We start from the raw sequence: 26,922 nt of genomic DNA, 5'->3' as shown, positions 1-26,922 counted from the left end.
AGTTTGGCTAAGGTGTTGATAGGTCATGGCTACTTTGACTTGCAGGTCTAGAAGCTTTGGATACTAAAACATCCTTAGCCTCCTTAACTAGTTGTTCAAAGTTGCACTTCGTAGTTGAATCCACCTTTTCTATTAAGAGTGATTTGAGTGATTAATGCCTCTAGGCATGCAAAAAACGCAGTTTTTGGGGTGTCATAGAGCTGTCATATAGCTGTCACATTCCATCCGTATCGTTCTTATATCGCGCTGCTGCGCATATTGAATCTAAGGACGAATTAAATGAAATCTTTTTTGAAAAAAGCCCTCGTTATTGGTGCTATTTCTCTTGCTCCAACAGCATTCGCTGTGGAGATGACGGGTGCTGGTTCTTCATTTATTTACCCAGTTCTAAGTAAGTGGGCTGAATCCTATAAAGCCAAAAGTGGTGACAGCTTAAATTATCAGTCGATTGGTTCTGGCGGCGGTATCAAGCAAATTAAGGCAAAAACTGTTGATTTTGGCGCTACTGATGCTCCATTAAGTTTTGATGATCTGCAAAGCCATGGCATGGTTCAGTTTCCAGCAATTATTGGCGGTGTAGTTCCTGTAGTGAACATTGAAGGCATTGGCCCTAACCAGTTGAAACTTTCTGGTGACCTATTGTCAGATATTTTCCAAGGTCAAGTAACTGATTGGAGCGACAAACGTGTTGCCCTGCTCAATCCTGGCGTGAAGATTCCTTCTGGCCCAATCACAGTTGTTACTCGTGCTGATGGCTCTGGTACTACGGCAATTTTTACCAGCTTCCTTTCTAAAGCAAGCAGCAACTTCAAGGATGCCGTTGGTTTCGGTGCGCAAGTTAAATGGCCAGCAGCTTCAACTGTAAGCGGTAAGGGAAATGAAGGCGTTGCTGCAAACGTTGCACGTATTAAGAACTCTGTTGGCTATGTTGAGTATGCTTACGCCAAAAAGAACAATCTGAGCTACACGCAGGTTCGCAATGCTGATGGCGTAATGGTATCTCCAACAGCAGAAGCATTTGCTGCTGCATCTGCTGGTACAGACTGGTCTAAATTTCCTGGAATGAATACTTTCATTACCTATGCATCAGGCGCTAAAGCATGGCCAATCACAGGCGCAACTTTTGTGGTGGTTTACAAAAAGCCTGAGAATAAAGTACAAGCCGCAGCAGTACTGAAATTCTTTGACTATTCATTCAAGGATGGTAAAAAAGCTGCTTCAGAGTTAGATTACGTCCCAATGCCTGATGCAACCGTGGATTACATTCGCAAGCAGGTTTGGTCGCAAGTTGACTCTAAATAATAATTATTTTTATTATTATGTTTTTAACGACCCTGTTGTTCAGGGTCGTTTTTCTACTTAAGTTAAGCACAGAATGAATACTCTAGAATCTTCCGGTGCTCCGACGCTCATGGCTTCAAGAATTGCGCGACTCCAGCGGGTTCAGGATTTTTTATTCCATCGCGTTACCCAATTTTTTTCTCTATCGGTGTTATTCGCGCTATTAGGAATTATTGGCTCTTTGTTTGTAAATGCATGGCCTGCCTTGCAAGAGTTCGGCCCCCAGTTTTTTATAACCTCGAACTGGGATATTGTTAATGGCGAATTCGGCGGCTTGATAGCAATTTATGGAACATTAGTTTCTTCAGCGATTGCATTGTTGATTGCTGTCCCCCTGAGTTTTGGTATTGCCTTTTTCTTAACAGAAATTTGCCCTCCATCGCTCCGCCGCCCTCTTGGTACGGCAGTTGAGCTATTGGCTGCAGTGCCTTCCATCATCTATGGCATGTTTGGTTTATTTGTTTTTGCCCCAATATTTGGCGACTATATTGAACCTGCTCTTCAGGCTACTTTAGGTCAAATTCCACTAATTGGAATCCTGTTTTCAGGAGCGCCCAATGGCATTGGTATGTTGTGCGCCGGATTAATTCTTGCCCTCATGATTTTGCCTTTTATTGCCTCTGTGATGCGTGACGTATTTGAAATTGTTCCACCAGTTCTCAAGGAATCGGCCTACGGAATAGGTTGTACAACCTGGGAAGTTGTCAGAAATATTGTGTTGCCTTATACAAAGGCAGGCGTCATTGGCGGTGTGATGTTAGGTTTAGGTAGGGCACTCGGAGAGACTATGGCAGTCACCTTCGTGATTGGAAACGCCCAACGTATTTCACCATCCCTCTTTGCGCCAGGTAGCTCTATTGCATCGACTTTAGCAAACCAATTCGGTGAGGCGGAAGCTGGTTTGCATTACTCCTCGCTTTTTGCCTTGGGGCTAGCGCTATTTTTTATTACATTTATTGTTCTAGCCTTTGCTAAATGGCTTTTAATTAGCATGGAGAAAAAACAAGGGCTTAAATCATGAGTTCCAATGTTAATTTGGATATGGCAGTATTTGCCCGTCGTAAGAGAGCAAACAAAATTGGATTAACTCTCTCTATGCTAGCTATGGCCATTGGTATGGCTAGCCTTATTTGGATTCTCAGCATCCTTTTCATTAAAGGATTCTCTGCCATTAATTTGAATATGTTCACAGCAAGTACTCCTGCCCCTGGCACTGAAGGCGGCGGTTTAGCCAATGCCATTGTGGGAAGTCTCTTATTGGTTGGCTCATGTACCTTTATTAGTACACCTGTTGGAGTCCTGGCTGGCCTATATTTATCAGAATACGGGGATCGCAGCAAGGTTGCCTCTCTTACCCGTTTCGTGACTGACATTATGCTTTCCGCACCTTCGATTGTGATTGGCCTGTTTGTTTATGCCTTATATGTTGCCAAGGTTCAGCATTTCTCAGGATGGGCTGGGACCGTAGCATTAGCTTTGATTGCTATTCCGGTAGTTGTACGCACTACTGAAAATATGTTGCGTTTGGTTCCTGGTAGCTTGCGAGAAGCCGCCTATGCATTAGGGACTCCCAAGTGGAAAGTGGCCTTTATGGTTACTTTACGTGCTGCGCAAAGCGGCATCATGACAGGAATTCTGTTGGCATTAGCTCGGGTTAGTGGTGAAACAGCGCCTTTACTATTTACCGCCCTAAGCAATCAGTTTTTCTCAACAGATATGAATAAGCCTATGGCTAATTTGCCGGTGGTGATTTTCCAATTTGCTATGAGTCCATATGACAATTGGGTTAGCTTGGCCTGGGGTGGATCTCTCCTGATTACATTTGCGGTGCTGGGTTTGAATATTTTGGCGCGCGTTGTATTCCGTGACAAGGTGCAGGGATGATGAGCAATATGAGAACAATGTTTGACTTAAATAAGATTGATGGTCAAGGGGGTAGAGTGGATACGGTAAACCAAGAGCCGAAAAAAACGGCTATTAATGCTATTGAAGTGCGCGATTTGAATTTTTACTATGGCGCATTTCAGGGATTAAAAAAGATTAACTTAGATATTGAGCAAGGCAAGGTAACCGCATTTATCGGCCCATCAGGCTGTGGAAAATCCACCCTACTACGAACACTAAACCGGATGTATGACCTCTATCCAGGTCAACGTGCTGAAGGCGAAATTAACTTCTACGGTCAGAATATTTTAGAGCCTGGACAGGACCTGAACTTATTGCGTTCTCGTATTGGTATGGTTTTTCAGAAGCCAACCCCATTCCCAATGTCTATTTATGAAAACATTGCTTTTGGTGTTCGTCTCTACGAAAAGCTTTCCCGCTCTGAAATGGATGAGCGCGTAGAGTGGGCATTGAATAAGGCAGCCTTGTGGAATGAGGTGAAAGATAAGTTAAACCAGAGTGGTTTATCCCTTTCTGGTGGTCAACAGCAGCGTTTATGTATCGCACGTGGTGTAGCGGTCAAGCCTTCAGTGATTCTTCTGGATGAACCAACATCAGCTTTGGACCCTATTTCTACTGGAAAAGTGGAAGAGTTGATTCATGAGCTCAAAAAGGACTATACGATTGCGATCGTGACTCATAATATGCAGCAAGCAGCGCGTGTATCTGACTATACGGCCTATATGTATTTGGGCAGCATGATTGAGTACGGCAAAACGGACGAAATATTTATTAAGCCTAAGCGTAAAGAGACCGAAGACTATATCACCGGCCGCTTCGGTTAATTGGAGAAATATATGCCAGATAAACACCTATCATCACAATTTGATGCCGATCTCAATTCTCTTTCAAGCCGCTTGCTTGAAATGGGCGGTCTAGTTGAATCCCAAATCGCAACAGCGATGCGTGCTTTTACGCAAATGGATCTCGATACCTGCAATGTAGTTATCGAAAATGAAAAGTTAGTCAATGACTTAGAGATTCAGATCGACTTGGCTTGTACTGAACTGATTGCACGCAGACAACCAACTGCTCGAGACTTGCGTTTGGTAATGGCGGTTTCTAAAGCCATTACCAATCTAGAGCGTGCTGGTGACGAGGCTGAGCGCGTTGCTAAGCGCACTAAGCGCTTAATTGAATCCGGCTTGCCACACAATATTAACGTTGCAGAAATCCGTCTTTCAGGTCAAATGGCAATTTCCTTATTGCGTCGTAGCCTAGATGCTTTTGCTCGTCTAGATACGATTGCAGCGGCCGATGTGGTCCAGGAAGACCGTCAGATTGATGAGGAGTTCAGGGGCTTTGTTCGTAAGCTCATCACCTATATGTCTGAAGATCCACATATGATCAGTACAGGCTTGGATATGCTGACGATTGCGAAGGCAATTGAGCGTATCGGTGATCACGCCAAAAATATTGCAGAGTTCGTCATCTACATTGCTAAGGGGTCTGATGTACGTCACATCCCGCATGAAGATTTAGTCCGCGAAGCCAACAGACAATAATTAGGGGCCCCTAATAATGACTCACCGCATACTCATAGTAGAGGATGAGCCATCAATTGCAGAATTGATTGCGATTAACCTGTCACATGCAGGCTATGAAGTTGAAAAGGCCATGCAAACTGATTTGGCATTGACGATGATGAAGGATCAGCTGCCTAATCTGATCATTTTGGATTGGATGTTGCCCGGCAAATCTGGCGTCCAGTTTGCAAAAGAGCTGCGCTCTAATGAACGCACTAAGGCATTGCCGATTTTGATGCTGACCGCCAAAAGTGAAGATTCTGATAAGGTTCTTGGTTTGGACTCGGGCGCCGATGATTACGTTACTAAGCCATTTTCACCAAAAGAATTGGTGGCTAGGGTGAGGGCAATCCTACGGAGGCAGATGCCGATCGAGGATACTGGTCCACTGACTGTTGGTCCATTAAAGTTGGATCCAAGCTCTCATCGTGTACTGGCTATCTGGCCGAATCAGGAGTCTAAATCCATTGCTCTTGGGCCAACAGAGTTTCGATTGCTCCAGTATTTCATGGCTAATCCTGAGCGTGTTCACTCTCGGGGCAGCTTGCTGGACAAGGTGTGGGGTAGTGAGGTTTATATTGAAGAAAGAACAGTCGACGTTCATATTAAGCGCTTAAGAGCAGCTCTCGCTCCGTTTGATTGTGACCGCTATATTGAGACGGTGCGTGGTAGCGGCTATCGCATTACCAAGACTCCAACCGAATCTTAAGCCCGTATTTCTCTATTTTATTGGGAATCTCCAGGGATTTTTGGAGATGCTCTAATATTGCATCATGCTATCTGTGCTCACCCGTTTCTTTGTCATTATTTGCGTCGCATTTGTGTTGGCGTTCACAACATTGTCTTTATGGGGTGCGCAGTGGGCTATCGCAGTGGGAATATCTGTACTCTCCATTCCGCTGGTCTACGCTTATATCAACTTAGCGCGCCTGAGAAAATATACCCTTGCTGATTCTGTTGAAAGCATGCCCTTACCCAGTGGCTTTTGGGAAGAGGTATTTTTTAGGCTTCAGCGTCTCGTCAGAAACCTAAAGCAACATATCCGAAGTATTGAGCAGCAACACGAGCACTTTATTGAGGCATTCCAGGCCTCCCCCAATGGAATCGTCATGCTCGATGAGAGCGACCAGATTGAATGGTGTAACGGTATTGCGGAGAGATTCTTTGGCCTCATCTTTAAACGCGATGTCATGCAGCGCATTAATTTTTTGATACGACGCCCAGAATTCATACAGTATTTAAATAAGCGTAATTTTGATGAGCCTTTATTGATGGAGCGCATGGGGCCCGATGGTAGCTTGAGTTTGATGTTGCAAGCCTTTCCCTTTGGTCAAAAGCGCCATCTCCTCTTGGTGCAGGATGTAACCGATTTGCAAAAAGCGGATGCCATGCGTCGTGATTTCGTAGCCAATGTTTCTCATGAAATGCGTACACCGATTACTGTATTAATGGGCTTTCTGGAGACCGTCCAATCCCTGGATCTCAAGAAAGACCAGCAGGATCAATACTTTGAAATGATGATGTCGCAGGCACAGAGGATGAAGAGTTTGGTTGAGGACTTATTGACCTTGGCAAACCTCGAGTCAAATGCATTACCAGCCACAAATACGGTAGTCAAAGTAGAGACTTTAATGGCGCTTCTGAAGAATGATGCTGAAGCGCTTTCTCAAGGTAAGCATGCATTTAATTTTGTTGTGAATTCCAAGCAGAATTTATTGGGCGATGAAAGAGAAATTCTTTCTGCATTCAGTAATTTGGTATCTAATGCCATTCGCTACACGCCTGATATTGGTTCTATCGGTGTTGAATGGAATGTTAACGAGCAAGGGCAGGGTGAGTTCTCGGTTACTGATACGGGTCCAGGCATTGCATCTGAGCACCTATCAAGGTTAACTGAGCGCTTTTATCGTGTAGATCGAAGCCGATCAAGAGATACCGGTGGAACGGGTTTGGGATTGGCTATTGTGAAGCATATTGCCAATCGGCACCAGGCTCAGCTGATAATAGAAAGTACTCCGGGAAGAGGTAGTAAGTTTATGCTCCGATTCCCTAAAGAGCGCGTTACTTCTTAAGCCTTAATCTTTTTTCTTTTTCTTCTTCTTTTTGGATTCTTTAGGTAGCTTCTCGGCTTTGCCGTTGGCATAAAGACACCAAACCTTAATTTCCTCAAGCAGTTCTACTAGATCTTCATGGGGGAGGTTTTTTAAGTCCGCCAATCCAATGCTGCCAGACTCTTGTAATTGTTTTACAGCGTCTTCGTATAGGTATTTGCTCATATTTTTTCAACTAAGGATCAAGATGGGGCCAATCCTAGCAAACTAATATGACAAAACTGCTTTTTAAGGCCTCAATACGGGTTTTAGTCTGGATCGCTAGATACTTCGGAGCTCCGCTTGATCCCATTAAGCCTGGCGACAAACCTTTCAAGGGGGCCACCAATGACTAATGTCAGTAGGATGGCGCCCAAGCTAAGAACTCCCAGGGCAAATTGACCCGCCCCAAAAGCAGCACCAATTAAGGCGCAAGACCAAATACTTGCTGCGGTAGTTAGTCCGTGAATTTTTTGTAATCTTTGTTCGCGAATGATGACCCCAGCCCCTAAAAATCCAAGGCCGGTTATCAGGCCTTGTAAAACACGGCTAACAGATTGCGCATCATCTTGAACAAAATCACTGATGAGTAATACTGCAGTTGCAGAACCAATGGCTACTAGCGAATGTGTACGAATGCCTGCGGGTTTGTGATGAAGCCAGCGATTTAGGCCCAGTATGGTGCCTACTAACAAAGCCAAGCCTAGTCTTAGGGCAATGGCCCCATATATTTCCCATTGAGTCATATGACTTCCCTTTAACAATCAGACTTCTTATAACTTCAGTGTATATCAGATGCTTTGATTGGTCACAAATAAGCCATCACCTTGACATGTTTCAAAGTCACACTAGTCATGAAGGTGTTTTGGAATAATTCTTTAAACAAGGGGATGACGCGATGAAAAAATTTCTTATGATGGTTTGGCAAACATGGTACGAAGCAAGACGAGCTTATGCAAAGCGCTACGTCTTTCATAGGCTGGGCAGTTGAGTTGAATGCCAGCTTTATTGGGCTTCTCACTTTGCATATTAATAAAACTGCCATAAATTACGCCTAATATTGATCTTAACTTTATACATAAGAATGCATTTCAAATGACTGAGAATCTTGTTAAGTATCTTCCTTTGGCGCTCAGAATTGGTGTCGATGGAAAATCCACAATTGAAAAAATTGAGAAAGAAATCATTTCTCATAATCAACTATTAGATTCTCATCAAAATCAATTTTTGATGGATGGGAGATTTTCTCTTCGTCTTGACGAAATTATTTAATCCAATTGAAGTGCATAAATATTAATGAGTAATCAGTACAATATTTTATTTTTATGCACCGGCAACTCCGCAAGATCCATTCTTGGTGAAGTATTGGCAACCACTCTAAGCCATGGACGATTTAGAGGGTATTCAGCTGGATCTAGGCCATCAAAGTATGTGCATCCAATCGCATTGCGTATTGCCAGACAATTAGATTACCCACTAGAGCTGCTGAACAGAAAAAGCTGGGATGAGTTTGGAGTAGATGGGGCTGTACGTATGGACTTCATTATTACCGTCTGTGACTCTGCTGCTGGGGAGGAGTGCCCTTACTGGCCCGGCCATGCTGTGAGCGCCCATTGGGGGTTTGCCGATCCTGTCGCTGTAGATTCAGGGGATGCAGCCATGCTAGATGCATTCAGGCAGGTTGAAATGGGGCTGCGAAATCGCATTGAACTACTCATGGATTTACCCATAGATAAATTAGATCATGTGCAAATTAAGGATGAACTACAGTCCATTCATCATCGCCTAAAGTTTAGATAGGCAATAGCATCGAATTAAGGGTTAAGATTGAATGTAACCCTTTTGAGGAAGTTGATGTCTATAGAGAAAAAGCCAAAATTTGCTGTTCTAAGGTCGGTAGAGTCTTTTAGTAATCCTAGGCCCAGCATCAAAAAGCGCATGGCAGATGGTAAAGCCTTGCGAAAAAAGGTCGGCATTGCTCAGCAGGGCATCTATACCCCACCAGAACACCGAATTGACCCAATCACTATTCTGGAGAATCAAGCTAAGACTCGAATTGAGTCGCTGATCCCGATTCGTTATGAGCGCATGCTGCAATCCCCCTTTGCATTTTATCGAGGGGGAGCCGCCATCATGGCTCAAGACTTAGCTAACCAACCATCTACTAATATCACGGTTCAGCTATGTGGAGACATGCACGTATCTAATTTCGGCTTGTTTGGAACTGCCGAACATCGACTGGTATTTGGTATTAATGACTTTGACGAAACTTTGCCCGGTAGTTGGGAATGGGATCTCAAGCGTCTTGTTGCAAGTGCAGTTATTGCCTGTGAAAGTAATGGTGGCGATAAAGTATTAAGTAAAAAAATAGTATTACGTATTTGCGCTGAATATCAAAAGCGGATGGCTCAATATGCGCATATGCCTTATTTGGATTTAGCTCAAGACTTTATTAGTGGTTCAGATATACGTAAGCATTTTTCTAAAGAACATCAAAAGCAAATTGATGTTTATTTAAAGCAGACTAAAGGGCAGGGCAATATACAAGTACTGCAAAAACTGACTACGCTTGTTGGCAAAGATAGAAAGATCATCAACAAGCCTCCTTTAATTGAGCATTTAAAAGGGAGTGTTTACGGACAGTCTCTAAGCTCCCTGATTAATAGGGCCTTGTTAAATTACTCTAGTACTTTACTGGCTGATCGCAAGATTCTTTTTGAACGGTATGTCCTAAAGGATTTTGCTCGAAAGGTGGTTGGCGTAGGAAGTGTGGGCACCAATTGTATGGTTCTTTATTTTGAAGGCGATAGCGTAAATGATCCCTTGTTCTTGCAATACAAGGAAGCTCAAAAATCTGTCTTAAGTCCTTATTTAGGCGAGTCTATTTATCGAGATATGGGGCGGCGTGTGGTGGCTGGTCAGAGACTGCTACAGGGTGCTCCTGATATCTTTTTGAGTTTCGGCTCCATGCAGTTTGATGTTGATAAAAGTGAAGGATTTTATCTCCGCCAACTACGCGATATGAAGGGAGGTATTCCGATCGGTCCGGGTGGCATCTCTCTAAAGAACTTTGCCGACTATTCAAAATTGTTCGGCTGGGCTCTTGCCCTGGGTCACGCTCGCTCTGGAGATGCGGCTGAACTTACCGGTTATTGTGGTGAATTAAAAGAATTTGGCGAGGCAATGTATTCCTTTGCAAGATCCTATGCAAAGCAGAATGAGCAAGACTTCGATTTATTTCGTAAGGCGGTCAAATCGGGTAGATTGAAAGCGGCTAAGAAAAAAGCAGCCCTTTAAGGCCTATCAGGGCGTAGTCATGAGAGTGTCACTTTATTGGTGGATATTGTAGCTTCCCTAAGCTTATTCACCATTTCAACTCTATGAAAACTCCCCGTCTTATCAGGATTGCCTCCTTCATTTTTTTTGGATCAATTACAGGATTTCTTCAGGCAGCAGCTATCTATCCAATCGACCAAGCTACCATCTTGGCTGGATCTAAGTTTGATATCAAGATTGAATTTAATACCGTCATTAATCTTGGGGATGCTGAGATCGAACTCAATGGCGCACCAATAAATAAAATTATTAGCGCCCAACCCGAGTTTATTTCTAATGAAAATGGCAAAGGTAGCTCCATCCTGTATCGAGATGTTCAATTACCAAAGGCTGGTAAATATCAAATCGTGGCTCGAGCACCCCAGGAGCGTTTGCAAGTAAATTGGGATGTATATGCAACTGGTCCTCGCCGCGTAAAAAATGTGATTCTATTTATTGGCGATGGTATGACGATTGCTAACCTGACAACCGCAAGAGTTCTCTCGAAGGGAATTCAAGAGGGCAAATATCAAGGCAGATTGGCATTTGACGATATGCCCAGTACAGCCATGATAGGTACTTCAGGGTCTGATTCACTAATTACTGACTCTGCGAACTCTATGAGCGCATACACAACAGGGCATAAGACAGCGGTGAATGCCATGGGCGTTTATGTATCCCGAGCTGGCGATAATCTCTCGCATCCCAAAGTGGAAACCATTGCGGAGCTGATCAAGCGCAATACCAAGATGGCGGTAGGCATTGTTTCTGATGCAGAGTTGGAGGATGCAACCCCGGGCGCCATGGTATCTCATACTAGGCGTAGAGCAGATAAACAATATATTGCTGATCAGCTCTTATCTAGCGGTGCGGAAGTCATCCTAGGCGGTGGCTCTGCCTATTTTTATCCGCAATCCACTAAGGGCTCAAGACGTAAGGATGAGAAGAATTTGGTTGAAAACTTCAAGTTGAAGGGCTATCAGTTAGCTTTTACAAAACAAGAATTACTTTCAGCATCAGAGAGTAAGGATACAAAAAAACTATTTGGCGTCTTTCATCCAGACAATATGGATGGATCGCTGGATCGTTTGTATCTGAAAAAGAATACGGTTGAACAATTTCCTAATCAGCCCGATTTAACAGAGATGACCCAATCTGCCATTGATGTGTTATCCAGAAATCCCAATGGATTTTTCTTGATGGTAGAGGCGGCTTTGATTGATAAGTTCAATCACCCTCTTGATTGGGAGCGAGCTGCATTTGATACCATCATGCTTAGTAATGCTGTGCAAATCGCTAAAGACTTTGCTAAAACGCATCCAGATACTTTAATCATCGTGACACCTGATCATACTCACAGCGGATCCATTAGCGGGGTAGTGCATGATGACAAGCCTGGACCTTTACGTGAAAAGGTGGGTATTTACGCCGAGGCCGGCTATCCAAATTATCCAAAAGCAGATATTCAGGGTTACCCAAATAAGATCGATGTATCCAAGAGAATTGCCTTCTTTTATGGCAACTATCCCGATCACTATGAAACCCTACATCCTAAAATGGATGGCACTTTTGTTCCTGCCGTTAAAGATGATTCTGGTAAATATGTAGCCAATCCAAAATATCTCCAGCTGCAGGAGGATGCAATTCATGTGGGCGGTAATTTGCCATCGCACCAAGAGTCTGGCGTTCATACGGCAGATGATGCTGTTCTGAATGCCATGGGCCCCGGTTCAGAAAACTTCAAGGGCTTTATGGATAACACGGAAGTGTTTAAGATGATGGTGCAATCCTTAGGTTTAGGATCAAAATAATTTTGGATTAAATCTGCTATGGAATTCATTAACAACATTAACTATGGATCACTGACCGATACGAGCGTCAGCCTCTGCGCTGCTTTTATTTTGGGGGGATTAATTGGTTTAGAGCGTCAATACCGCCAACGGACTGCGGGCTTAAGAACAAATATTCTAGTTGCTATCGGAGCTGCAATTTTTGTGGACGCTGGCAATCGCCTCACTGGTCATGATGGGGCTGTTCATGTGATGGCTTATGTTGTTTCTGGGATTGGCTTTTTGGGCGCTGGTGTCATCATGCGAGAAGAGGGCAACGTCAGGGGTATCAACACTGCCGCTACTTTGTGGGCATCGGGCGCAGTGGGTGCATGTGCAGGAGCTGACTTAATTTTAGAGGCTTGCTTAGCTACTGTTTTTGTTCTGGCAGCGAATACCTTACTTCGCCCAGTAGTCAGCTTAATTAATAGGCAGCCACTAGATACCGAAGCAGTAGAGGTGACTAATTCGGTATACATCATCACTCCTAAGCATGCTCAAAAGCATGCCTTAAAGCAATTTATTAAGACGCTCGAAGAGGCGGGCTATCAAACCCAAGATATTGAAGTGCATCAGTTTGGCAGCGATGATGTTGAAATACAGGCCGTTTTAACTGCATCGGCTGTTGATGGCGATGAGATGGATCAGTTGATTGCTAAAATTGCTGATCAAGAATTTGTGACCCAGGCGTTCTGGAGTCCCAGCACAACCGACTAAGCCATTTATTTATTGACACAATATTGAAATAATTCTGGTTTACTATTGTGATGTGAATAAGACCAACTATTTCCAATCTATCGTTACCTGCCCCCATTGCCAGGCTTCCGAGCTTATTAATGCCGAAGAAGGTGCGCAGCACTTGTATCGCTGCCGCTCATGTAGCGCTATCTTGAAGCCAAAATCTGGTGATTGCTGCATTTTGTGTAGCTTCGGTAATCGCGATTGTTCTAGCTCAGAACAAAACTTAGCAGCCTAAAAAAGGCTCGTATATCCCAGCCACTAAGGCTTGCTGTTGATTTCATCAAGATGTCATGGTTTTTACATAAAATAGACATAATTGATACAGCATTCCATTTTTGGGGAATATTTTGGCCAGAAATCTCGTAGATCCTTTAGTTCATTCAGAAGACCTTGTTGCTGCGGTCGACTTGGGGTCGAATAGTTTTCGTATGTTAGTAGCCCAAGCAGTAAACACCCCCTCTGGCACACAGTTACGTCCTATTGATACCTTGCGTGAGACAGTCCGATTGGCTGCTGGCCTCACTGAAAATAAATTTCTTGGCAATGACGCCTATCAGCGGGGATTGATAGCTATTCGGCGTTTTGGTGAGCGTATTCGTGGATTTGATCCCGCTAATGTTCGAGCAGTCGCAACGAATACTTTGCGCGTTGCTAAAAATTCCCAACAATTTATAGAAGATGCGCAAGTAGCTCTAGGATTCCCGATTGAAGTGATTGCCGGCGTCGAAGAAGCTCGGCTGATTTATATCGGAGCGGCGCATGAGGTTCAGGCCGTACAAGGTAATAGACTAGTAATTGATATCGGTGGCGGCTCTACAGAATTCATCATTGGCAAAGGTTATGAGCCAAAGCTGATGGAAAGTCTCTATATTGGTTGCGTATCTCATAGCATGCGTTTTTTCCCTAAGGGAAATATTGATGCCCATGCTTTTAAAGAGGCTGAGTTGGCAGCGCGTCGTGAAATACAGGTAATTTCTGGCGCTTATTTAAGAAGCGGCTGGAAGCAGGTTATTGGCTCTTCCGGTACCGCTAGAGCTTTAGCAGATCTCATAGGAAATAATCATTTCAATGGAAGTGGCGATGGCTTAATGATGGGCCGCGTCAATAGCTCGAGTGGAATGATTACCCGTGAAGGCCTTAAGAATCTAAAAAAACACCTTCTCAAGTATGAACATGTCAATCAAGTGGAGCTAGAGGGTCTGAAGGATGACAGAAGATCTGTGTGGCCAGGCGGTTTAGCGATTATGTTGGCAGCATTCGATGAATTAGGTATTGAAGAGATGGAGGTAACGGACGCTGCATTGCGAAGTGGTGTCTTGTATGACTTACTTGGCCGATCACAACATCACGATATGCGCTATGTGACTGTAGAGCAATTTATGCAACGCTACACCGTCGATCGAGAGCAGGCAGATCGGGTTGGTAAATTAGCCGCAGATTTTTTACAGCAATTGCCAAAACCTGAATCGGAAAGCAGGGCGGATAACGTGGCTTTATTGCAGTGGGCAGCCAATTTACATGAAATCGGCTTATCAATCTCCCACAACGGTTATCACAAACATTCTGCCTACATAGCAGGTAACGCAGACATGCCGGGCTTCTCTAAAAATGATCAGGCTAGGCTGGCTGCATTACTCATTGGACATACTGGCAAGCTAGGCAAGCTGGCGAATAATGCTAGCTTTGAAGATTGGCGCATGCTCTTTTGTTTGCGACTTGCTCAAGTGCTGTGTCGCGGCCGAAATGACACCAACTTTCCGAAGGTAAAAGTTTCTGAACATGCTGGCTCGTATTTAGTTAGCCTTTCTAAGGAATGGGTTGCTGAGCATCCCCTGACTGAATTTAGCCTCCTGAAAGAGGCGGCAGAATGGGAAAGGGTAGGGCGCTCCTACCAAGTTAGCTTTAAATAGATGTGCATTTCAGAATAAAAAAGCCACTTCAATACGAAGTGGCTTTTGTCTTGCAATTAATGCTCTTGACTTACAAACCCAAAAAATGCTTTGCGTAACGCGGGTTGATTTCTGAGAGACGGAGCATTGTCAATAAGTCGGCTGTATTGAAATCTGGATCCCAAGCTGGGGCGCTACAAATTTTGGCGCCAAGCTTCAAGTAGCCCTTGATTAACGGTGGAGGCTGTACATCTAAGCCGCCATTTAATTTATCTAAAGGCAAAGGCAAGCGCGGGAATGCATGAAATTCTGTTGGCGCCATTTGATCATTGCCTAGGGAGTTATAAAGACTCGCTGCAAAGTGACCGCCATCTGCCATTGGAATGCTGGCACAACCAAGCATGATTTCATAGCCGTTCTTTTGCATATATTGAGCCAAGCCACTCCATAGCGCCATGATGACTGCTCCTGAGCGATAGTCTTGGTGCACGCAAGATCGACCAAGCTCAACCAATTTAGGGCGCAGGTGATCAATACGAGATAGATCAAACTCAGAATCAGAATAGAGGCGACCGATTTCTTGTGCCTTATGTGGGGGCAGTACGCGATAGGTACCAACTACTTTCAGGCTATCTTGATCACGAATCAATAAATGATCGCAATAGGAATCGAATTCATCAACATCTAAGCCTTCAGCGTTCTTAGGGAGATTGGCACCCATTTCTTCGGCGAATACTTTATAGCGCAATCTTTGTGCTTCTTTAATCTCGCCCGGTGTGCTTGCCCAAACAATTTGAAAGGCAGGCTTTTTAGGCTTATCAATCTGAAACGCAGGAACAGGAGCTACTTCTCTGAGCTCAGCCCTTGTTTTTGTCACAAACTTCTTACCAAACAGCTTTTTGGCCAACTTTTTAGAGAGCTTTTTAAGCGGGTTTGGCTTATTTCTTTTTAATGCTTTGACTTTCTTGGGGGTGAAAATCTCAAATGAACCAATTGGATTAGGGATATCAGACATGGCTGGCCTTAGTAGGTAATTAAAGTTTCAGGAGCAGGGGGATGCAAACTGCAGCCCAGAGTAGAGCTGCGACAAATAGCGCAAGCATGACGGCGGCACTACCAAAATCTTTTGCCCTTTTGGAGAGATCATGATGTTCGAATGAGATTCGATCGATCGCTGCTTCCACGCTGGAGTTCAATAGTTCAATAACCAGCAACATCATCAAGGAAGAAATTAGTAATGATTTCTCTAGCAGTGTGATCGGCAACAAGAGGGCGACTGGTGTTAGTAAGGCAAATAAAGTCAGCTCTTGTCTAAAGGCGCTTTCCTCCATGAATGCATAAACTAAACCACACCAAGAGTTCTTGGCTGCATGCCATGCTCTGGCAAGGCCTCGATTGCCCTTATGGGGGTTCTGATCTATGTGATATGGGGAGTTCAAGATGGGTCTTCTTAGGCTAGTGCTGTTACATGAACTTCTGTTGTTGGTACAGGCTTAAGGTGATTGGCAAATTGCTCTGATGCCGCTCTCCAAGAGAATTTCTCAGCATGGGCACGTGCTACTTCACGAGGAATCTTGAGGGCCTGCATGCAAGCCTCACGCAAGTCTTCGTTCATGGCGCCTGAATTGGAGTTGCCTAAGACATCAATGGGGCCTGTAACAGGATAAGCGGCTACTGGTGTCCCGCATGCCATGGCTTCTAGTAACACCAAACCAAATGTATCGGTCTTGCTTGGAAATACAAATACATCTGCTGCTGCATACACTTTTGCTAACTCATGCTGCTGAAGCACGCCCAGATAGTTTATTTCTGGATATTTTTCTTTGATTCCAGCCATTGCTGGACCGTCTCCTACCACCCATTTTGAACCTGGTAAATCGATTTCTAAAAAGGCATTGATATTTTTCTCAACAGCAACTCTGCCCACGTATAAAAAGATAGGATGCGCGGTATTTAAGGCTTTGGAATCTTGCATCTTAAAGATATCCAGATCAACGCCTCTTGACCACAACACCACGTTATCAAGACCATAAGCTTCCAGATCATCCTTTACGACAACCGTTGGCGCCATGACAGCCATCGACGGTTTATGAAACCAGCGAATAAATGCATAGGTAATTGCTAGAGGAATACCGGTACGCGCTTTGACATATTCCGGAAAGCGGGTGTGATAGGCAGTAGAAAAAGGCAGGCGATTTTTAACTGCGTAGGCACGAGCCGATAAACCTAGTGGGCCTTCTGTTGCAATATGCATTGCATCAGGTGCAAATTCTTTAATACGACGAGCTACTTCTTTGCCAGGGAAGAGTGAGAGGGCGATATCAGGATAGGTTGGGCAAGGAATGGATTTAAAGCCATTGGGAGTAATCATTTCTACTTGATGCCCCATGGCAGTTAATTCAGCGCGGGTTTGCTTCAGGGTGCGGACAACACCATTTACTTGTGGATCCCATGCATCTGTAATGATCATAATTTTCATAGCGCAGCCTCTTTGATGAGTGATTCGATAGCAGGTTGAAGAGTGATTTGGGGTGATTCAACTGGTTCACCCTTGATCTGTGTCCAGTGAATAATTTGGAGTTCACCTATTTGTGTTTCAACTAGGGCAGTAAGGCTCTCGACCCAATCACCATCGTTGCAATACAACAAGCCATCAATCTCGCGAATTTCTGCTTTGTGAATATGTCCACAAACTACGCCATCACAGCCTCTTAAGCGGGCCTCTCTGGCCATGATGTGTTCAAAGTCTGCGATATAGCTGACGGCATTTTTAACTTGATGCTTTAGGTATTGAGATAGCGACCAATATTGCAGACCCATCTTGGCGCGGATCATATTGAAGTAACGATTTACGTAAAGAATGAGCGAATAGAGGTTGTCACCAACGTATGCAAGCCACTTGGCGTATTGCATCACGCCATCAAACTGATCGCCATGGGTTACCCATAGTTTTCTACCATCAACTGTCGTGTGAATCACTTCCTCAACTACCTTGACATCACCAAAAGACATTCCAAAGAACTGTCTGGCGCTTTCATCATGATTTCCAGGAACATAGATGACTTCTGTCCCCTTACGTGCCTTACGCAAGAGTTTTTGTACTACATCATTATGTGATTGAGGCCAGTAGAAAGACTTCTTTAGTCTCCAGCCGTCAATAATGTCGCCAACTAAGTAGAATTTATCTGCTTCGTTGTGCTTTAGGAAATCGAGAAGGTAGTCTGCCTGACACCCTGATGTTCCTAGGTGTACGTCTGAAATCCAGATGGCTTTGTAATGCATCATGAAACAGTATTAAGCCTACTGAGTATGAAACCAGCATGACAGTTCTAAGACAGTTTTATGACTACGGAGTATTTTCTGAGATTGTTTTATATTCCTACAACATATGAGCCTGAATAAACACTCCAAACAGCCCCCGTTTCAATATTGGGCTTATGCATGGTCGTGGATTTTAGTGTGGAGTCATGTGATTGCTGGATTGGCGACTCTATCTTGTCAGTTTCCATTTGCCACTCAGGAAACTAAAAATAGCCATATTCAGAAGTGGTCAAGAAGACTGCTAGCTATTTTTGGAATTGAATTAAGACTCAAAAATCCAGAAATTCTTCCTGCCACACCCTATCTACTGGCATCAAACCATATCTCTTGGATGGATATCCACGCTATCAATGCTTTTAAACCTATTCGCTTCGTAGCAAAGTCCGATGTAGAAGGTTGGCCCATATTTGGATGGATGGCCAAACAATTGGGCACGGTATTTATCAAGCGTGATAACTCTCGTCATGGAAAGCAGGTTGCGAGCGAGGTGGCTAAGGTTCTTCAAACGCAGTCAGTCTGCATTTTTCCAGAGGGCACCTCCACAATAGGTGAGGGTGTCCTGCCATTTAAGCCCAATTTATTTGAATCGGCTGTTATTGCTCAAGCGCCAGTCTATTCCTTGGCGATTAGCTATAGATCATCCCTTTCAGGCGAAAGAAGTGATGCGGCAGCTTTTGTTGGGGATATGGGTCTACTAGAGTCCATGGCTAAGATCCTGAAGGATCGGAACCTGATCGTGGAGCTCACCTTTTTGCCACCCTCGGGAGCTAGTCCAGATACATCGAGCGACCGAAAGTGGCTGGCATTACATAGTCAGGAGACTATCTCTGCTTATATAAAGGGCAATCCTCGCCTGATGTAATAAATGTGTCATCATTTCTAGCTATAAATCTAGTCTAGGAGCGTAAACCAATGACATCGAAGCATAACGAAATGGCCGACTGGTATCGCCGTGCCCAAGAAGAGATTCTTGATAGCATGGACGAAGAGCTTGAAATGGAGCTCGATGATGACCGCCTATCTCCTGATGGTGATAGCCATTCACAAATTCCACGTAATGTTTACTTCCGAGAACTCTTTAGACTCCAGGGTGAGTTAGTAAAGCTTCAAGACTGGGTGGTAGAGAACAAGCTTAAGGTGGCAGTCCTATTTGAAGGTCGAGATTCTGCTGGTAAGGGTGGGGCGATTAAGCGCATTACCCAGCGATTGAATCCACGGGTTTGTAAAGTAGTTGCTTTGCCCGCACCTAACGAACGTGAAAAGACGCAGTGGTACTTTCAACGATATATTTCCCAGTTACCTGCTGGCGGCGAGATCGTTCTATTTGATAGAAGCTGGTACAACCGCGCTGGCGTTGAAAAGGTGATGGGTTTCTGTACTGATGAAGAGTATGAAGAATTTTTAAGAACGGTTCCTGATCTGGAGCGCATGATGATTAGTTCAGGCGTTATCTTGATCAAGTACTGGTTCTCAATTTCTGACGAAGAGCAATACAACCGCTTCATGATGCGGATTCACGATCCTTTAAAGCAGTGGAAGTTAAGTCCAATGGATTTAGAGGCAAGAAGGTTGTGGGAGGCCTATACCAAGGCCAAAGAGACCATGCTTGAACGTACGCATATTCCTGAGGCGCCTTGGTGGGTGGTTGCTGCCAATGACAAGAAAAAAGCACGTCTAAATTGCATTACGCATTTATTGGATCAAATCCCGTATAAAGAGATTGATCACCCAGTGATTACCTTGCCAAAACGCGTTCATAACCCGGATTACCTTCGAGGCCCAGTACCGCCTGAGATGTATGTTCCCGAGGTTTTTTAAGGGCTTATTTTTCGAGCTTAGATAGTTTGCTGTCCCATTGGAAGACGATATCCTTATCAGCCTTCAGCAAGCCTTTATCTTTTCCTGGGTATGAAACTCTAGAAAGAAGATCCTGAATCATATTGAGATGAGCAACTTTTTTATCGTTCGCCTTCACAACGATCCAGGGCGCATCTTTGGAACTGGTTTTTTCTAGCATGTCATTTCTACATTTGCTATAGGCATTCCAGTTTTTCTGCGCTTGCTGATCAATCGGGCTAATCTTCCATTGCTTGAGTGGATCTTTAGCTCTATCTGCAAGACGAACAGCCTGTTCCTTTTTTGAGATGTCTAAATAGTATTTGAGAATCGTTATGCCAGAGCTGGTCAGAATAGATTCGAGCTCATTTACGGTTCCCATGAAGTTGGCGTACTGCTCCTTCGTGCAGAAATTCATCACCACCTCAACGCCGGCACGGTTGTACCAGCTGCGGTTGAATAGAACAAACTCACCTTTTTTGGGAAGCTCAGCTACATATCTCTGAAAGTACCATTCCGCAGATTCCGTATCGGATGGTTTTCCGAGGGCAACCACGCGAGTTTCCCTGGGGCTTAAGTGCTGCGTAATGACTTTAATAGTGCCATCCTTGCCTGCCGTATCACGACCTTCAAGAATGACCAGTATTTGATCGCCTTTACTGATCAAACTATTTTGCAGCTTAACCAACTCAATTTGCAATAAGCGAAGTTGATCGTCGTAGCTAGATAGCTCTAGCTTATCTTTGCCTTTTTGACCCATTAGCTTGCTTCATTTGTAGTGGCTGGCTTTGGAGCGGGTGTCTTTTTAGCGGGAGCTTTTTTGGCTGCCACCTTTTTCGCTGCTGCTTTCTTAGCAGGCACTTTCTTAGCCGCAACTTTTTTGGTGGGTGCTTTCTTGGTCGGAGTTTTCTTCGCGGCTACTTTTTTATCTAACTTATCCAATGCTTTTCCAAGCTTGTCGATGAGCTTTTCTCTGTCTGTTTCTAATTTATCCAGCTTTTTTAATAGCTGCTTAACTAATTTCTTTTGGCTCATGCTGATTCCTGGGTTGATTGTGAATTCGTTGTATTGGCGTATCTTCAATCAATCCTACGTTTAATTTTCTCTATTTTCAAGCATATATGACACATATATGTCAGTTATGTGACATTGATTGTCACTATTATGAAATATATATTTCGATACAATTGGAAATATGAAAAATACTGATGCCATCAAAGCATTCCTGGCCCTGGGTCAAGAGACCCGCTTGAATATTTTTCGCTTGATAGTTCAGCGTGGTGATACTGGATTAACGCCTAGCGAGATGATTGAAAAACTAGGAGTTGCTAACGCCACACTGAGTTTTCACCTGAAAGAACTAGTAGGCGCTGACTTATTATCAGTAGAGCGTCAAAGCCGCAATCTCATCTATCGACCCAATGCAGGCTTGGTGCAAGAGTTAAGCGGGTTCTTGCTTGAAAACTGCTGCGGTGGCAAATCATGCGCTCCAGTATTAATCTTGAAAAGGGCGAAGGCTACTCTTGCTAATGGACCTGGCACCAATGGGGCTGGTAACGGTGGTAGTGGAGTTTATATTGCAGGAACTGCTCATGGAAACTTTATCGGTGGTTACAACAATTCCGTTATTCCACAAAATACCTTCTCTGGCAACGCAAGATACGGAATTGAAATTGTCGGTACTGCAAATAACAATACTGTATTTAACTCTGTAATTGGCCTTGGAACCACTCAGGTTTCTGCTTTTGGTAATGGACTGGGTGGTATTTATATTGGCGGAGGAAGTAACAATAACTCTGTTATCGCCTATACACCTTCCAGTTCATATACTGCAATGTCTAGTGTAATCAGCGGAAATACAGGGGATGGTGTTCTTATTGCTGATACTGCATTTAATAATACCGTTCAAGGAAATTATTTTGGTTACGGTAAACTTTCTATTGTAGGTAATTTGGTTGCAGGACTATTTCCCAATACATTACTTCCGATTCATGTAACAAGTTCTGGTTCGGGTAATGTGATCACCCCAAACAATCCTTAATGCGAGAATGAGCATGGGACTTGCTTAAGTTGTTGTTGATTTATAAAAGCCAGCCAGTCAAAGACTAGCTGGCTTTTTTATTTTTTTGCATGCCAATATAAAAAAGTTTGACTCATGACAAAGCTCCCCATTTATTTATTAGTAATCGCAGAACTCTCTAGCATTGCTTTCGCACAAATGCCACCCCCAATGATGCCTCCTCAAGGAATGCAGCAGGGCATGCCCAGACCACCTCAAGGGGGTCCAGGTGGCCCAGGAGGCATGATGCGCGATGATCCTCATAGGCCTGTTGACCAGATTAGTCGTGGTCTTGGGGTGACACCAGACCAATTTAGAGCTTGCTTTAATGACGTCAATCCTGCGCCCCAAGGGTCATTCCCGGGTTCTAATCAGAAGCATGCCAATAAGCAAGTTCTCTTAAGCTGTCTCCAGCGTGCAAATCCGAGTATCACCAATAACAGTCTAGATGCGGTGATGGACCAATATAGGCCTGGGGGCAGGGCGGCTCAGTAATTCAGGCGCCCTAAGATAGAATCAATCTATCCCTCATCTTTTAGGCGGCATTGAAAATGGTACGTCATTACTTAGTTGTTTTTCTCGGCTTGCTGTTAGTGGCCTGCTCAACACCAGTCAGTCAGTTTGGTGTGTACAAGCAATCAGATGGCACGGTTGGGGTTCATGCGCCCAAAGATGCAAAAGAAAATGAAGCGCAGGAGGTTGCGTTGGAGGAGTGCAAAAAACTAGGCAAGAGAACAGCAACGATCCTAGAAAGCAGAAAAACGGTCAATGACCGTTTTCCCTTAACTTATATCTATCTTTGCAGATAGTGGCGAGTAGTTAATTCGCCATTCGTTAGTGCTTAGCTAAGCAACCACTTTTTAATCGACTTATTGACGCACATCGCATCTAAAGCAAGACCAAAGAACTCAGAACCATTGGTAACCATGCTTTCGATTGCCTCCACTTTGCCAGACTTGATGCCACGCAAATAGGTTGCAGCACGGTAACGCAAGAAGTGCTCAGTTTCACCATTTTCATTCTCGGTTGGGCAGATTTCTAGGCTGCCATAGCGAGTTTCTGGGTTAATGTTGAGAACAGCTAGGCTCAAAGCCCCAACCAATTTCTCGGGCACTGGGATGGGCACATAGGAGTAGAGGGAGATCATCATTTCCTCTTCGTCTACTTCAATGATGTGATCAATATCCAGCACATCCTTTTCGGTTAACTCTGTCTCACCAGAATCGCCACCACCAAACGTGGACTCAAACTGCAACATAGCAGTATTGCTTCCTTTGGAGATCTCGATCATGTCAGGGTAGCCAAGCAAGCCTTTCCACCAATACATCAGCGAGAAAGTGCAGGGTTTTACTTCAACCAATCCCTTGTTGGTAGACTTTGCAAAATACAGACCGTAAAACTCATCATCTAGCTCAAGACCATATTGGTCTACTTTAGGCGATTTAGATGAAGCAGGTTTTGTAGTCTTCTTGGCAACTTTCTTCGCTGCTGGCTTTTTGGCCGCAGGTTTCTTTGCCACTAATTTTTTAACTGCTACCTTTTTGGCAGCAGGCTTCTTTGCAGCCACTTTCTTGGCTGCTGGTTTTTTCACTACCTTTTTGACCGTCTTTTTACTTGCTACTTTCTTAGCGGCAACTTTCTTGACAGCTTTTTTAACAGGGGCTTTTTTTACCACCTTGGTAGCTACTTTCTTTTTTGCTGGAGACTTCTTTGTAGCCATGGTTTATTACCCTTCTTTCGGTAGTTATCGTGCTTGATGCACTATCTGATATTACTGCAAATTCCCTCGGGAATTGCCCTTTCCTATATGGGGTTTGTCCTGCGGATTACAAGGGGAGGGATGAAATAAATAGATGGCAGAAGGCATTGTTCTTGGAATGGAGGGTTGCTACACTAAAAGCGTGAAGTTTTGTGCAACCTAAATATCAAGAGGGCCTATGTTTCCTTAATATCGCGAACTCATCACCAAGCTGAAAACGACAGATCGTCATTTCTCGCATTTATTTGATAAGCACAACAATTTAGATCAAAAGATCCAAAGAATGGAGTCCCATTCAGAGCCAAGTACCCCAGAAGAAATCGAGACCTTGAAAAAGGAAAAACTCCTTTTAAAAGACCAGATTTATGCCGTCTTAAAGAAGGCTAGTAACTAGCTAAGTAACTAATTAACTAACTAAGCAAGCATTGATTTAGAAAAGTCTAGATACAAAATACTTCTAGGCTTTTTTCAGGAAGCAGGCTTTGAGTAGCATATTGCCTGCTTCTGTTTTGCAGTCGACTTCATGATCACCTGATACCAAGCGAATCCCTTTAATCTTGGTGCCAACCTTCAGGGTAGTGGAAGAGCCTTTGACCTTGAGGTCTTTGATGAGGGTGACTGTATCGCCATCTGCTAGGAGATTGCCATTGGCATCTTTCACAATGAGCCCAGCCTCAGACTCTTCTGCAGCAGCAGCCATAGGCCATTCATGGCCACACTGGGCGCAAACGTAATTTTCCCCATCGGGGTAGGTCATATCGTCCTGGCAGGCAGGACACTTCGGTAAATTATCTGTGCTCATGGCCTCATTTTAATCTAGGGGTGATGCGTCTTGGCTCTTATCTAGCACTCGATTTAGAATGGATAGGTGAATAAAACTCTGAAGATTTTCCTTATTGCTCTGATAGGCTGTCTTGCCATAATAGGTTTGGTCGCATGGTACGCATCATCTTTTATAAATCCTGCCCAGGTAACCAAGCTCCTAAGTTCTTCGGTCAAAGATGCTACTGGGCGTGAGTTGAAAATCGCCGGTCCAGTAAGTCTGAGTCTTTTCCCATCAATTAGCGTAAAAGCCGAACAGGTGTCTTTGAGCAATGCCTCATGGGCAAGCAATCCTGATATGTTTGTATTCAAGCATATTGAATTAGATATTAGAATACTTCCACTTCTGAAAGGTAGCGTTGAAATCAGCAGAATCGGTATAAGAGGGTTAGAGGCGAACTTACAAACCAACAAAGCTGGGGAGGGCAATTGGAATCTCACTCCACCTACGATAGTTGTCAGTGGTTCGGCAGCACAGTCTGCAACTAGCGACTCTTCTAATAACGCGCTTGTCTCTATTAAAACTGTTGATGTCGTAGATGCGCGTATCAATTATCAAGACGGAGAAAAAGCGGCTAGTCCGATTAGCATTCCTAAACTTTCTTTAGACGGTGGCGATGGTAAGTCTACGATTCTGGTGGATGTTCAGCGTGCCAACTACACTCTGAATCTAAAGGGTAAAACAACTTCACTGCGTAATGCTTACTTCGCTTGGAATCAATCTCCAGTAAACCTAGATCTCGATTTAGTTCTAACCTTAAACGGTAAGTCGCTTGCGATTACGGGCGACATTGATAAAAAGCCAGATCTATTACCAAAATTCAATATCAATCTCAATTCAAAGTCCTTTGATTTAGCGCCTTTAGCGGGTTCTGTTGTTATTGCTGGAGCGGCTGGAAAAACTTCCTCGGCTTCCACACATAAAGCCCAAGGAAAGTATTTATTCTCCGATGACGCGCTGCCTTTTGATCTTTTACCTTTAGCTGATGGCTCGGTCAACATTAATATTGCTGAGCTTGGGATTCCGCATCAGGCGCCGTTTACTAACTTCAAAACGACACTCCAATTTCAGAAGGATAGGATTGATGCGAGCAATGTCAGCTTTAATATAGGCAAGGGAAGTGCCCAAGCGCAACTTTCCATTACTCAGTTCACCAGCCTTGCGCCTAAGATTTCTGTGAAGGGTATTGCTAAGGACTTTACTTTAGAGCAAATTATTGCCGTCACCGATTCAAGCGCTAGAGTTTCTGGTGGTGATACAAAAGTGGCCTGGAACATACAGGGAAGTGGTGTGAGCCCACATCAAATGGTTAGTCGAGCCAATGGGGCTATTCAGGTTTCAGTAGGACAAAGTAAATTAGATTCGAAGTTCATCAATAAAGGCGGGGACTTTGTCATCACTGTAATAGATGCAATTAATCCGATGTATAAGAAATCTAATCAAACTACTTTGAATTGTGCTGTTGCCTACTTACCCATCAATAGTGGGCTGGTAAATATTCAGAATTCAGTTGGCATTGAGACGGATCGTCTTGACATCACCCTAGCGGGCTCGATCAATCTTGCCAGCGAGGCTCTCAATATCAGTATTAATCCAAGAGAAAAATCAGGCCTGACAACGGGCTTGGATCTGGCCGGACTTGTAAAGATTGAGGGAACATTACAAAACCCGCAAACTGGGGTGAATAAGGCAGGGGTGGTGAATAGCGCCGTCTCTATTGGATTGGGTTTCTTAACCGGCGGTATTAGTATCGCAGCGGAGAATGCTAAATCATTGGCGACCAAGTCGCAGCCATGTAAAACAGCGCTGCACTCTTGGTCTGATATCTATCCTGCTAGCAAGTAAGCATAGCGAAGCTCGTAAATCAGCTTCTTAAAAAACTAAGCCGCTGACAAAGAGGCTAAATAAAGAAATAAAGATGCTGGCAAAGAATGCGGTCCAGAAGCTGGAGATCGTAAAGCCACTCACCACTGCAGAAACTAGCATCAATACCAAAGCATTAATCACGAGCAAGAAGAGGCCCATGGTTACCACTGTTAATGGCAGCGTGAAAAGAACGAGCAAAGGCTTAACGATCGCATTAGCAAATCCTAAGAGGAGGGCAGCAATTAATAATGAGCCGCCATCCGCAAAGCGCAAGCCACTAAAAATATAACTGGCAACCCAAAGGGATAAAGAAGTTAAGCCCCACTGGACTAGAAATAGAGTTAAGTTACTCATGGATGATTCCTTTGCTGGTGTTGAAAGGGGTTTATGCCTAATGGCTATATTAGCAGTTGATTAATAGTGCGGGGGGATTTCATCCTGAGAACTTGCGCCGCCGACCCTGTAAATATTTCTGTGTAAGTTCACCGCGGGGCTATTGGTGAGCGCTGATGCGTTCACCAAATTCTATATCAAATCGATTGAGCGCTGCTCTCCAGTTCCGAATCGGCATCGTCCATCTCTT

The 26,922-nt window shown here is 44.1% G+C and carries 32 protein-coding genes; 21 read left to right on the top strand and 11 right to left on the bottom strand.

The window, feature by feature from the left end; translation table 11 throughout:
• Positions 1-279 precede the first annotated feature (279 nt).
• From pstS to phoR, 7 genes are all read left to right on the top strand, one after another.
• Positions 280-1,302: a phosphate ABC transporter substrate-binding protein PstS gene (gene pstS, locus VC188_RS10540; RefSeq protein WP_215357313.1), complete on the top strand. Its 1,023-nt coding sequence runs from the start codon at positions 280-282 to the stop codon at positions 1,300-1,302.
• A 73-nt stretch (positions 1,303-1,375) separates the two neighbouring features.
• Entirely contained in the window at positions 1,376-2,362 is a 987-nt protein-coding gene (gene pstC, locus VC188_RS10535) for a phosphate ABC transporter permease subunit PstC (RefSeq protein WP_072583830.1), read from the top strand.
• On the top strand, positions 2,359-3,225 hold the full coding sequence (pstA, locus tag VC188_RS10530) for a phosphate ABC transporter permease PstA (RefSeq protein ID WP_072583831.1): 867 nt from the start codon (positions 2,359-2,361) through the stop codon (positions 3,223-3,225). The genes pstC and pstA overlap by 4 nt, the downstream gene beginning before the upstream one ends.
• A gap of 8 nt (positions 3,226-3,233) precedes the next feature.
• Positions 3,234-4,070: a phosphate ABC transporter ATP-binding protein PstB gene (pstB, locus tag VC188_RS10525; protein ID WP_192846867.1), complete on the top strand. Its 837-nt coding sequence runs from the start codon at positions 3,234-3,236 to the stop codon at positions 4,068-4,070.
• A 12-nt stretch (positions 4,071-4,082) separates the two neighbouring features.
• On the top strand, positions 4,083-4,790 hold the full coding sequence (gene phoU / locus VC188_RS10520; RefSeq protein WP_072583832.1) for a phosphate signaling complex protein PhoU: 708 nt from the start codon (positions 4,083-4,085) through the stop codon (positions 4,788-4,790).
• A 16-nt stretch (positions 4,791-4,806) separates the two neighbouring features.
• Positions 4,807-5,520 (top strand): phosphate regulon transcriptional regulator PhoB, encoded by a 714-nt coding sequence (gene phoB / locus VC188_RS10515; protein ID WP_323483927.1) that lies wholly within the window; start codon positions 4,807-4,809, stop codon positions 5,518-5,520.
• 64 nt (positions 5,521-5,584) lie between these two features.
• A complete protein-coding gene (gene phoR, locus VC188_RS10510) occupies positions 5,585-6,883 on the top strand; it encodes a phosphate regulon sensor histidine kinase PhoR (protein WP_323483926.1) in 1,299 nt (432 codons plus the stop codon).
• A gap of 3 nt (positions 6,884-6,886) precedes the next feature.
• Here phoR and VC188_RS10505 read toward each other — a convergent pair whose 3' ends face one another.
• Positions 6,887-7,087: a hypothetical protein gene (locus tag VC188_RS10505; protein ID WP_072583835.1), complete on the bottom strand. Its 201-nt coding sequence runs from the start codon at positions 7,085-7,087 to the stop codon at positions 6,887-6,889.
• Positions 7,088-7,170: 83 nt separating this feature from the next.
• Complete coding sequence (locus VC188_RS10500) at positions 7,171-7,647, bottom strand: MgtC/SapB family protein (RefSeq protein ID WP_072583836.1); 477 nt, start codon at positions 7,645-7,647, stop codon at positions 7,171-7,173.
• A gap of 349 nt (positions 7,648-7,996) precedes the next feature.
• Here VC188_RS10500 and VC188_RS10495 point away from each other — a divergent pair, with 349 nt between their 5' ends.
• From VC188_RS10495 to ppx, 7 genes are all read left to right on the top strand, one after another.
• Positions 7,997-8,173 (top strand): hypothetical protein, encoded by a 177-nt coding sequence (locus tag VC188_RS10495; protein ID WP_158009062.1) that lies wholly within the window; start codon positions 7,997-7,999, stop codon positions 8,171-8,173.
• 24 nt (positions 8,174-8,197) lie between these two features.
• Positions 8,198-8,701 (top strand): arsenate reductase ArsC, encoded by a 504-nt coding sequence (locus VC188_RS10490; protein WP_323483925.1) that lies wholly within the window; start codon positions 8,198-8,200, stop codon positions 8,699-8,701.
• Between the two features lie 54 nt (positions 8,702-8,755).
• A complete protein-coding gene (locus tag VC188_RS10485; protein ID WP_323483924.1) occupies positions 8,756-10,198 on the top strand; it encodes a DUF2252 domain-containing protein in 1,443 nt (480 codons plus the stop codon).
• A gap of 83 nt (positions 10,199-10,281) precedes the next feature.
• Complete coding sequence (locus VC188_RS10480; RefSeq protein ID WP_323483923.1) at positions 10,282-12,027, top strand: alkaline phosphatase; 1,746 nt, start codon at positions 10,282-10,284, stop codon at positions 12,025-12,027.
• 18 nt (positions 12,028-12,045) lie between these two features.
• Positions 12,046-12,762: an MgtC/SapB family protein gene (locus VC188_RS10475; RefSeq protein ID WP_215357286.1), complete on the top strand. Its 717-nt coding sequence runs from the start codon at positions 12,046-12,048 to the stop codon at positions 12,760-12,762.
• Between the two features lie 52 nt (positions 12,763-12,814).
• The gene (locus tag VC188_RS10470; protein ID WP_308281782.1) at positions 12,815-13,021 is read left to right on the top strand and encodes a GDCCVxC domain-containing (seleno)protein; all 207 of its coding nucleotides are present in this window, start codon (positions 12,815-12,817) and stop codon (positions 13,019-13,021) included.
• A 112-nt stretch (positions 13,022-13,133) separates the two neighbouring features.
• Positions 13,134-14,696, top strand: a complete 1,563-nt coding sequence (gene ppx / locus VC188_RS10465) for an exopolyphosphatase (protein ID WP_323483922.1) — start codon at positions 13,134-13,136, stop codon at positions 14,694-14,696.
• A gap of 70 nt (positions 14,697-14,766) precedes the next feature.
• Here ppx and VC188_RS10460 read toward each other — a convergent pair whose 3' ends face one another.
• The 4 genes from VC188_RS10460 to VC188_RS10445 are packed head-to-tail and all read right to left on the bottom strand — an operon-like array spanning position 14,767 to position 17,960.
• Positions 14,767-15,690 carry a GNAT family N-acetyltransferase gene (locus VC188_RS10460; protein WP_323483921.1) on the bottom strand — a complete coding sequence of 308 codons (924 nt, stop codon included), beginning with the start codon at positions 15,688-15,690 and terminating at the stop codon, positions 14,767-14,769.
• 19 nt (positions 15,691-15,709) lie between these two features.
• Positions 15,710-16,114: a diacylglycerol kinase gene (locus VC188_RS10455; protein WP_323483920.1), complete on the bottom strand. Its 405-nt coding sequence runs from the start codon at positions 16,112-16,114 to the stop codon at positions 15,710-15,712.
• 11 nt (positions 16,115-16,125) lie between these two features.
• Positions 16,126-17,154, bottom strand: a complete 1,029-nt coding sequence (locus tag VC188_RS10450) for a glycosyltransferase family 1 protein (RefSeq protein ID WP_323483919.1) — start codon at positions 17,152-17,154, stop codon at positions 16,126-16,128.
• A complete protein-coding gene (locus VC188_RS10445; RefSeq protein WP_416350509.1) occupies positions 17,151-17,960 on the bottom strand; it encodes a UDP-2,3-diacylglucosamine diphosphatase in 810 nt (269 codons plus the stop codon). Before VC188_RS10445 ends, VC188_RS10450 begins: the two co-directional genes overlap by 4 nt.
• A 103-nt stretch (positions 17,961-18,063) precedes the next feature.
• On the opposite strand from VC188_RS10445, the gene VC188_RS10440 reads away from it, so the two are divergent.
• Together VC188_RS10440 and ppk2 (VC188_RS10435) are read left to right on the top strand one after the other, a co-directional pair.
• A complete protein-coding gene (locus tag VC188_RS10440) occupies positions 18,064-18,858 on the top strand; it encodes a lysophospholipid acyltransferase family protein (protein ID WP_323483918.1) in 795 nt (264 codons plus the stop codon).
• A gap of 50 nt (positions 18,859-18,908) precedes the next feature.
• Positions 18,909-19,814 carry a polyphosphate kinase 2 gene (gene ppk2, locus VC188_RS10435; RefSeq protein WP_323483917.1) on the top strand — a complete coding sequence of 302 codons (906 nt, stop codon included), beginning with the start codon at positions 18,909-18,911 and terminating at the stop codon, positions 19,812-19,814.
• A gap of 4 nt (positions 19,815-19,818) precedes the next feature.
• Here the strand turns inward: ppk2 (VC188_RS10435) and ppk2 (VC188_RS10430) are convergent, their stop codons facing one another.
• Positions 19,819-20,592 carry a polyphosphate kinase 2 gene (gene ppk2 / locus VC188_RS10430; RefSeq protein ID WP_323483916.1) on the bottom strand — a complete coding sequence of 258 codons (774 nt, stop codon included), beginning with the start codon at positions 20,590-20,592 and terminating at the stop codon, positions 19,819-19,821.
• The gene (locus VC188_RS10425; RefSeq protein WP_323483915.1) at positions 20,592-20,867 is read right to left on the bottom strand and encodes a serine/threonine protein kinase; all 276 of its coding nucleotides are present in this window, start codon (positions 20,865-20,867) and stop codon (positions 20,592-20,594) included. The genes ppk2 (VC188_RS10430) and VC188_RS10425 overlap by 1 nt, the downstream gene beginning before the upstream one ends.
• Positions 20,868-21,027: 160 nt before the next feature.
• On the opposite strand from VC188_RS10425, the gene VC188_RS10420 reads away from it, so the two are divergent.
• The 3 genes from VC188_RS10420 (at position 21,028) to VC188_RS10410 (ending at position 22,700) form a co-directional block, all read left to right on the top strand.
• Positions 21,028-21,873: a metalloregulator ArsR/SmtB family transcription factor gene (locus VC188_RS10420; RefSeq protein WP_323483914.1), complete on the top strand. Its 846-nt coding sequence runs from the start codon at positions 21,028-21,030 to the stop codon at positions 21,871-21,873.
• 114 nt (positions 21,874-21,987) lie between these two features.
• The gene (locus VC188_RS10415) at positions 21,988-22,386 is read left to right on the top strand and encodes a hypothetical protein (protein ID WP_323483913.1); all 399 of its coding nucleotides are present in this window, start codon (positions 21,988-21,990) and stop codon (positions 22,384-22,386) included.
• Positions 22,387-22,442: 56 nt separating this feature from the next.
• Positions 22,443-22,700 carry a hypothetical protein gene (locus VC188_RS10410; protein ID WP_323472833.1) on the top strand — a complete coding sequence of 86 codons (258 nt, stop codon included), beginning with the start codon at positions 22,443-22,445 and terminating at the stop codon, positions 22,698-22,700.
• Positions 22,701-22,732: 32 nt separating this feature from the next.
• Here VC188_RS10410 and VC188_RS10405 read toward each other — a convergent pair whose 3' ends face one another.
• On the bottom strand, positions 22,733-23,611 hold the full coding sequence (locus tag VC188_RS10405; protein WP_215357266.1) for a hypothetical protein: 879 nt from the start codon (positions 23,609-23,611) through the stop codon (positions 22,733-22,735).
• Positions 23,612-23,852: 241 nt separating this feature from the next.
• On the opposite strand from VC188_RS10405, the gene VC188_RS10400 reads away from it, so the two are divergent.
• The gene (locus VC188_RS10400; RefSeq protein ID WP_323483928.1) at positions 23,853-24,044 is read left to right on the top strand and encodes a YdcH family protein; all 192 of its coding nucleotides are present in this window, start codon (positions 23,853-23,855) and stop codon (positions 24,042-24,044) included.
• Positions 24,045-24,107: 63 nt separating this feature from the next.
• Here the strand turns inward: VC188_RS10400 and VC188_RS10395 are convergent, their stop codons facing one another.
• On the bottom strand, positions 24,108-24,452 hold the full coding sequence (locus tag VC188_RS10395) for a zinc ribbon domain-containing protein YjdM (RefSeq protein ID WP_323472835.1): 345 nt from the start codon (positions 24,450-24,452) through the stop codon (positions 24,108-24,110).
• Between the two features lie 66 nt (positions 24,453-24,518).
• Between VC188_RS10395 and VC188_RS10390 the strand changes: the two genes are divergently transcribed.
• Complete coding sequence (locus VC188_RS10390; protein ID WP_323483912.1) at positions 24,519-26,318, top strand: AsmA family protein; 1,800 nt, start codon at positions 24,519-24,521, stop codon at positions 26,316-26,318.
• A 27-nt stretch (positions 26,319-26,345) separates the two neighbouring features.
• Here VC188_RS10390 and VC188_RS10385 read toward each other — a convergent pair whose 3' ends face one another.
• Positions 26,346-26,693: a phage holin family protein gene (locus tag VC188_RS10385; RefSeq protein ID WP_072583858.1), complete on the bottom strand. Its 348-nt coding sequence runs from the start codon at positions 26,691-26,693 to the stop codon at positions 26,346-26,348.
• Positions 26,694-26,922: the final 229 nt, after the last annotated feature.

Origin of the sequence: Polynucleobacter sp. MG-28-Ekke-A2 (genome assembly GCF_035012985.1) — a bacterium.
Classification (GTDB): Bacteria; Pseudomonadota; Gammaproteobacteria; order Burkholderiales; family Burkholderiaceae; genus Polynucleobacter.
Note: the sequence above shows the minus strand (reverse complement) of the source record. Positions and strands in the feature narration are given on the sequence as shown.

Excerpts from the sequence above, each read along its gene's own strand:
- VC188_RS10505 (WP_072583835.1), bottom strand. The coding sequence starts at position 7,087 with ATGAGCAAATACCTATACGAAGACGCTGTAAAACAATTACAAGAGTCT.
- VC188_RS10480 (WP_323483923.1), top strand. The coding sequence starts at position 10,282 with ATGAAAACTCCCCGTCTTATCAGGATTGCCTCCTTCATTTTTTTTGGA.
- VC188_RS10440 (WP_323483918.1), top strand. The coding sequence starts at position 18,064 with ATGAGCCTGAATAAACACTCCAAACAGCCCCCGTTTCAATATTGGGCT.
- VC188_RS10500 (WP_072583836.1), bottom strand. The coding sequence starts at position 7,647 with ATGACTCAATGGGAAATATATGGGGCCATTGCCCTAAGACTAGGCTTG.
- VC188_RS10395 (WP_323472835.1), bottom strand. The coding sequence starts at position 24,452 with ATGAGCACAGATAATTTACCGAAGTGTCCTGCCTGCCAGGACGATATG.
- ppk2 (WP_323483916.1), bottom strand. The coding sequence starts at position 20,592 with ATGGGTCAAAAAGGCAAAGATAAGCTAGAGCTATCTAGCTACGACGAT.
- VC188_RS10495 (WP_158009062.1), top strand. The coding sequence starts at position 7,997 with ATGACTGAGAATCTTGTTAAGTATCTTCCTTTGGCGCTCAGAATTGGT.
- pstB (WP_192846867.1), top strand. The coding sequence starts at position 3,234 with ATGAGAACAATGTTTGACTTAAATAAGATTGATGGTCAAGGGGGTAGA.
- VC188_RS10385 (WP_072583858.1), bottom strand. The coding sequence starts at position 26,693 with ATGAGTAACTTAACTCTATTTCTAGTCCAGTGGGGCTTAACTTCTTTA.
- VC188_RS10485 (WP_323483924.1), top strand. The coding sequence starts at position 8,756 with ATGTCTATAGAGAAAAAGCCAAAATTTGCTGTTCTAAGGTCGGTAGAG.
- VC188_RS10420 (WP_323483914.1), top strand. The coding sequence starts at position 21,028 with ATGAAAAATACTGATGCCATCAAAGCATTCCTGGCCCTGGGTCAAGAG.
- pstS (WP_215357313.1), top strand. The coding sequence starts at position 280 with ATGAAATCTTTTTTGAAAAAAGCCCTCGTTATTGGTGCTATTTCTCTT.
- VC188_RS10415 (WP_323483913.1), top strand. The coding sequence starts at position 21,988 with ATGACAAAGCTCCCCATTTATTTATTAGTAATCGCAGAACTCTCTAGC.
- VC188_RS10450 (WP_323483919.1), bottom strand. The coding sequence starts at position 17,154 with ATGAAAATTATGATCATTACAGATGCATGGGATCCACAAGTAAATGGT.
- VC188_RS10475 (WP_215357286.1), top strand. The coding sequence starts at position 12,046 with ATGGAATTCATTAACAACATTAACTATGGATCACTGACCGATACGAGC.
- VC188_RS10405 (WP_215357266.1), bottom strand. The coding sequence starts at position 23,611 with ATGGCTACAAAGAAGTCTCCAGCAAAAAAGAAAGTAGCTACCAAGGTG.
- VC188_RS10460 (WP_323483921.1), bottom strand. The coding sequence starts at position 15,690 with ATGTCTGATATCCCTAATCCAATTGGTTCATTTGAGATTTTCACCCCC.
- VC188_RS10445 (WP_416350509.1), bottom strand. The coding sequence starts at position 17,960 with ATGATGCATTACAAAGCCATCTGGATTTCAGACGTACACCTAGGAACA.
- phoB (WP_323483927.1), top strand. The coding sequence starts at position 4,807 with ATGACTCACCGCATACTCATAGTAGAGGATGAGCCATCAATTGCAGAA.
- VC188_RS10425 (WP_323483915.1), bottom strand. The coding sequence starts at position 20,867 with ATGAGCCAAAAGAAATTAGTTAAGCAGCTATTAAAAAAGCTGGATAAA.
- VC188_RS10410 (WP_323472833.1), top strand. The coding sequence starts at position 22,443 with ATGGTACGTCATTACTTAGTTGTTTTTCTCGGCTTGCTGTTAGTGGCC.
- ppk2 (WP_323483917.1), top strand. The coding sequence starts at position 18,909 with ATGACATCGAAGCATAACGAAATGGCCGACTGGTATCGCCGTGCCCAA.
- phoR (WP_323483926.1), top strand. The coding sequence starts at position 5,585 with ATGCTATCTGTGCTCACCCGTTTCTTTGTCATTATTTGCGTCGCATTT.
- pstC (WP_072583830.1), top strand. The coding sequence starts at position 1,376 with ATGAATACTCTAGAATCTTCCGGTGCTCCGACGCTCATGGCTTCAAGA.
- pstA (WP_072583831.1), top strand. The coding sequence starts at position 2,359 with ATGAGTTCCAATGTTAATTTGGATATGGCAGTATTTGCCCGTCGTAAG.
- VC188_RS10490 (WP_323483925.1), top strand. The coding sequence starts at position 8,198 with ATGAGTAATCAGTACAATATTTTATTTTTATGCACCGGCAACTCCGCA.
- phoU (WP_072583832.1), top strand. The coding sequence starts at position 4,083 with ATGCCAGATAAACACCTATCATCACAATTTGATGCCGATCTCAATTCT.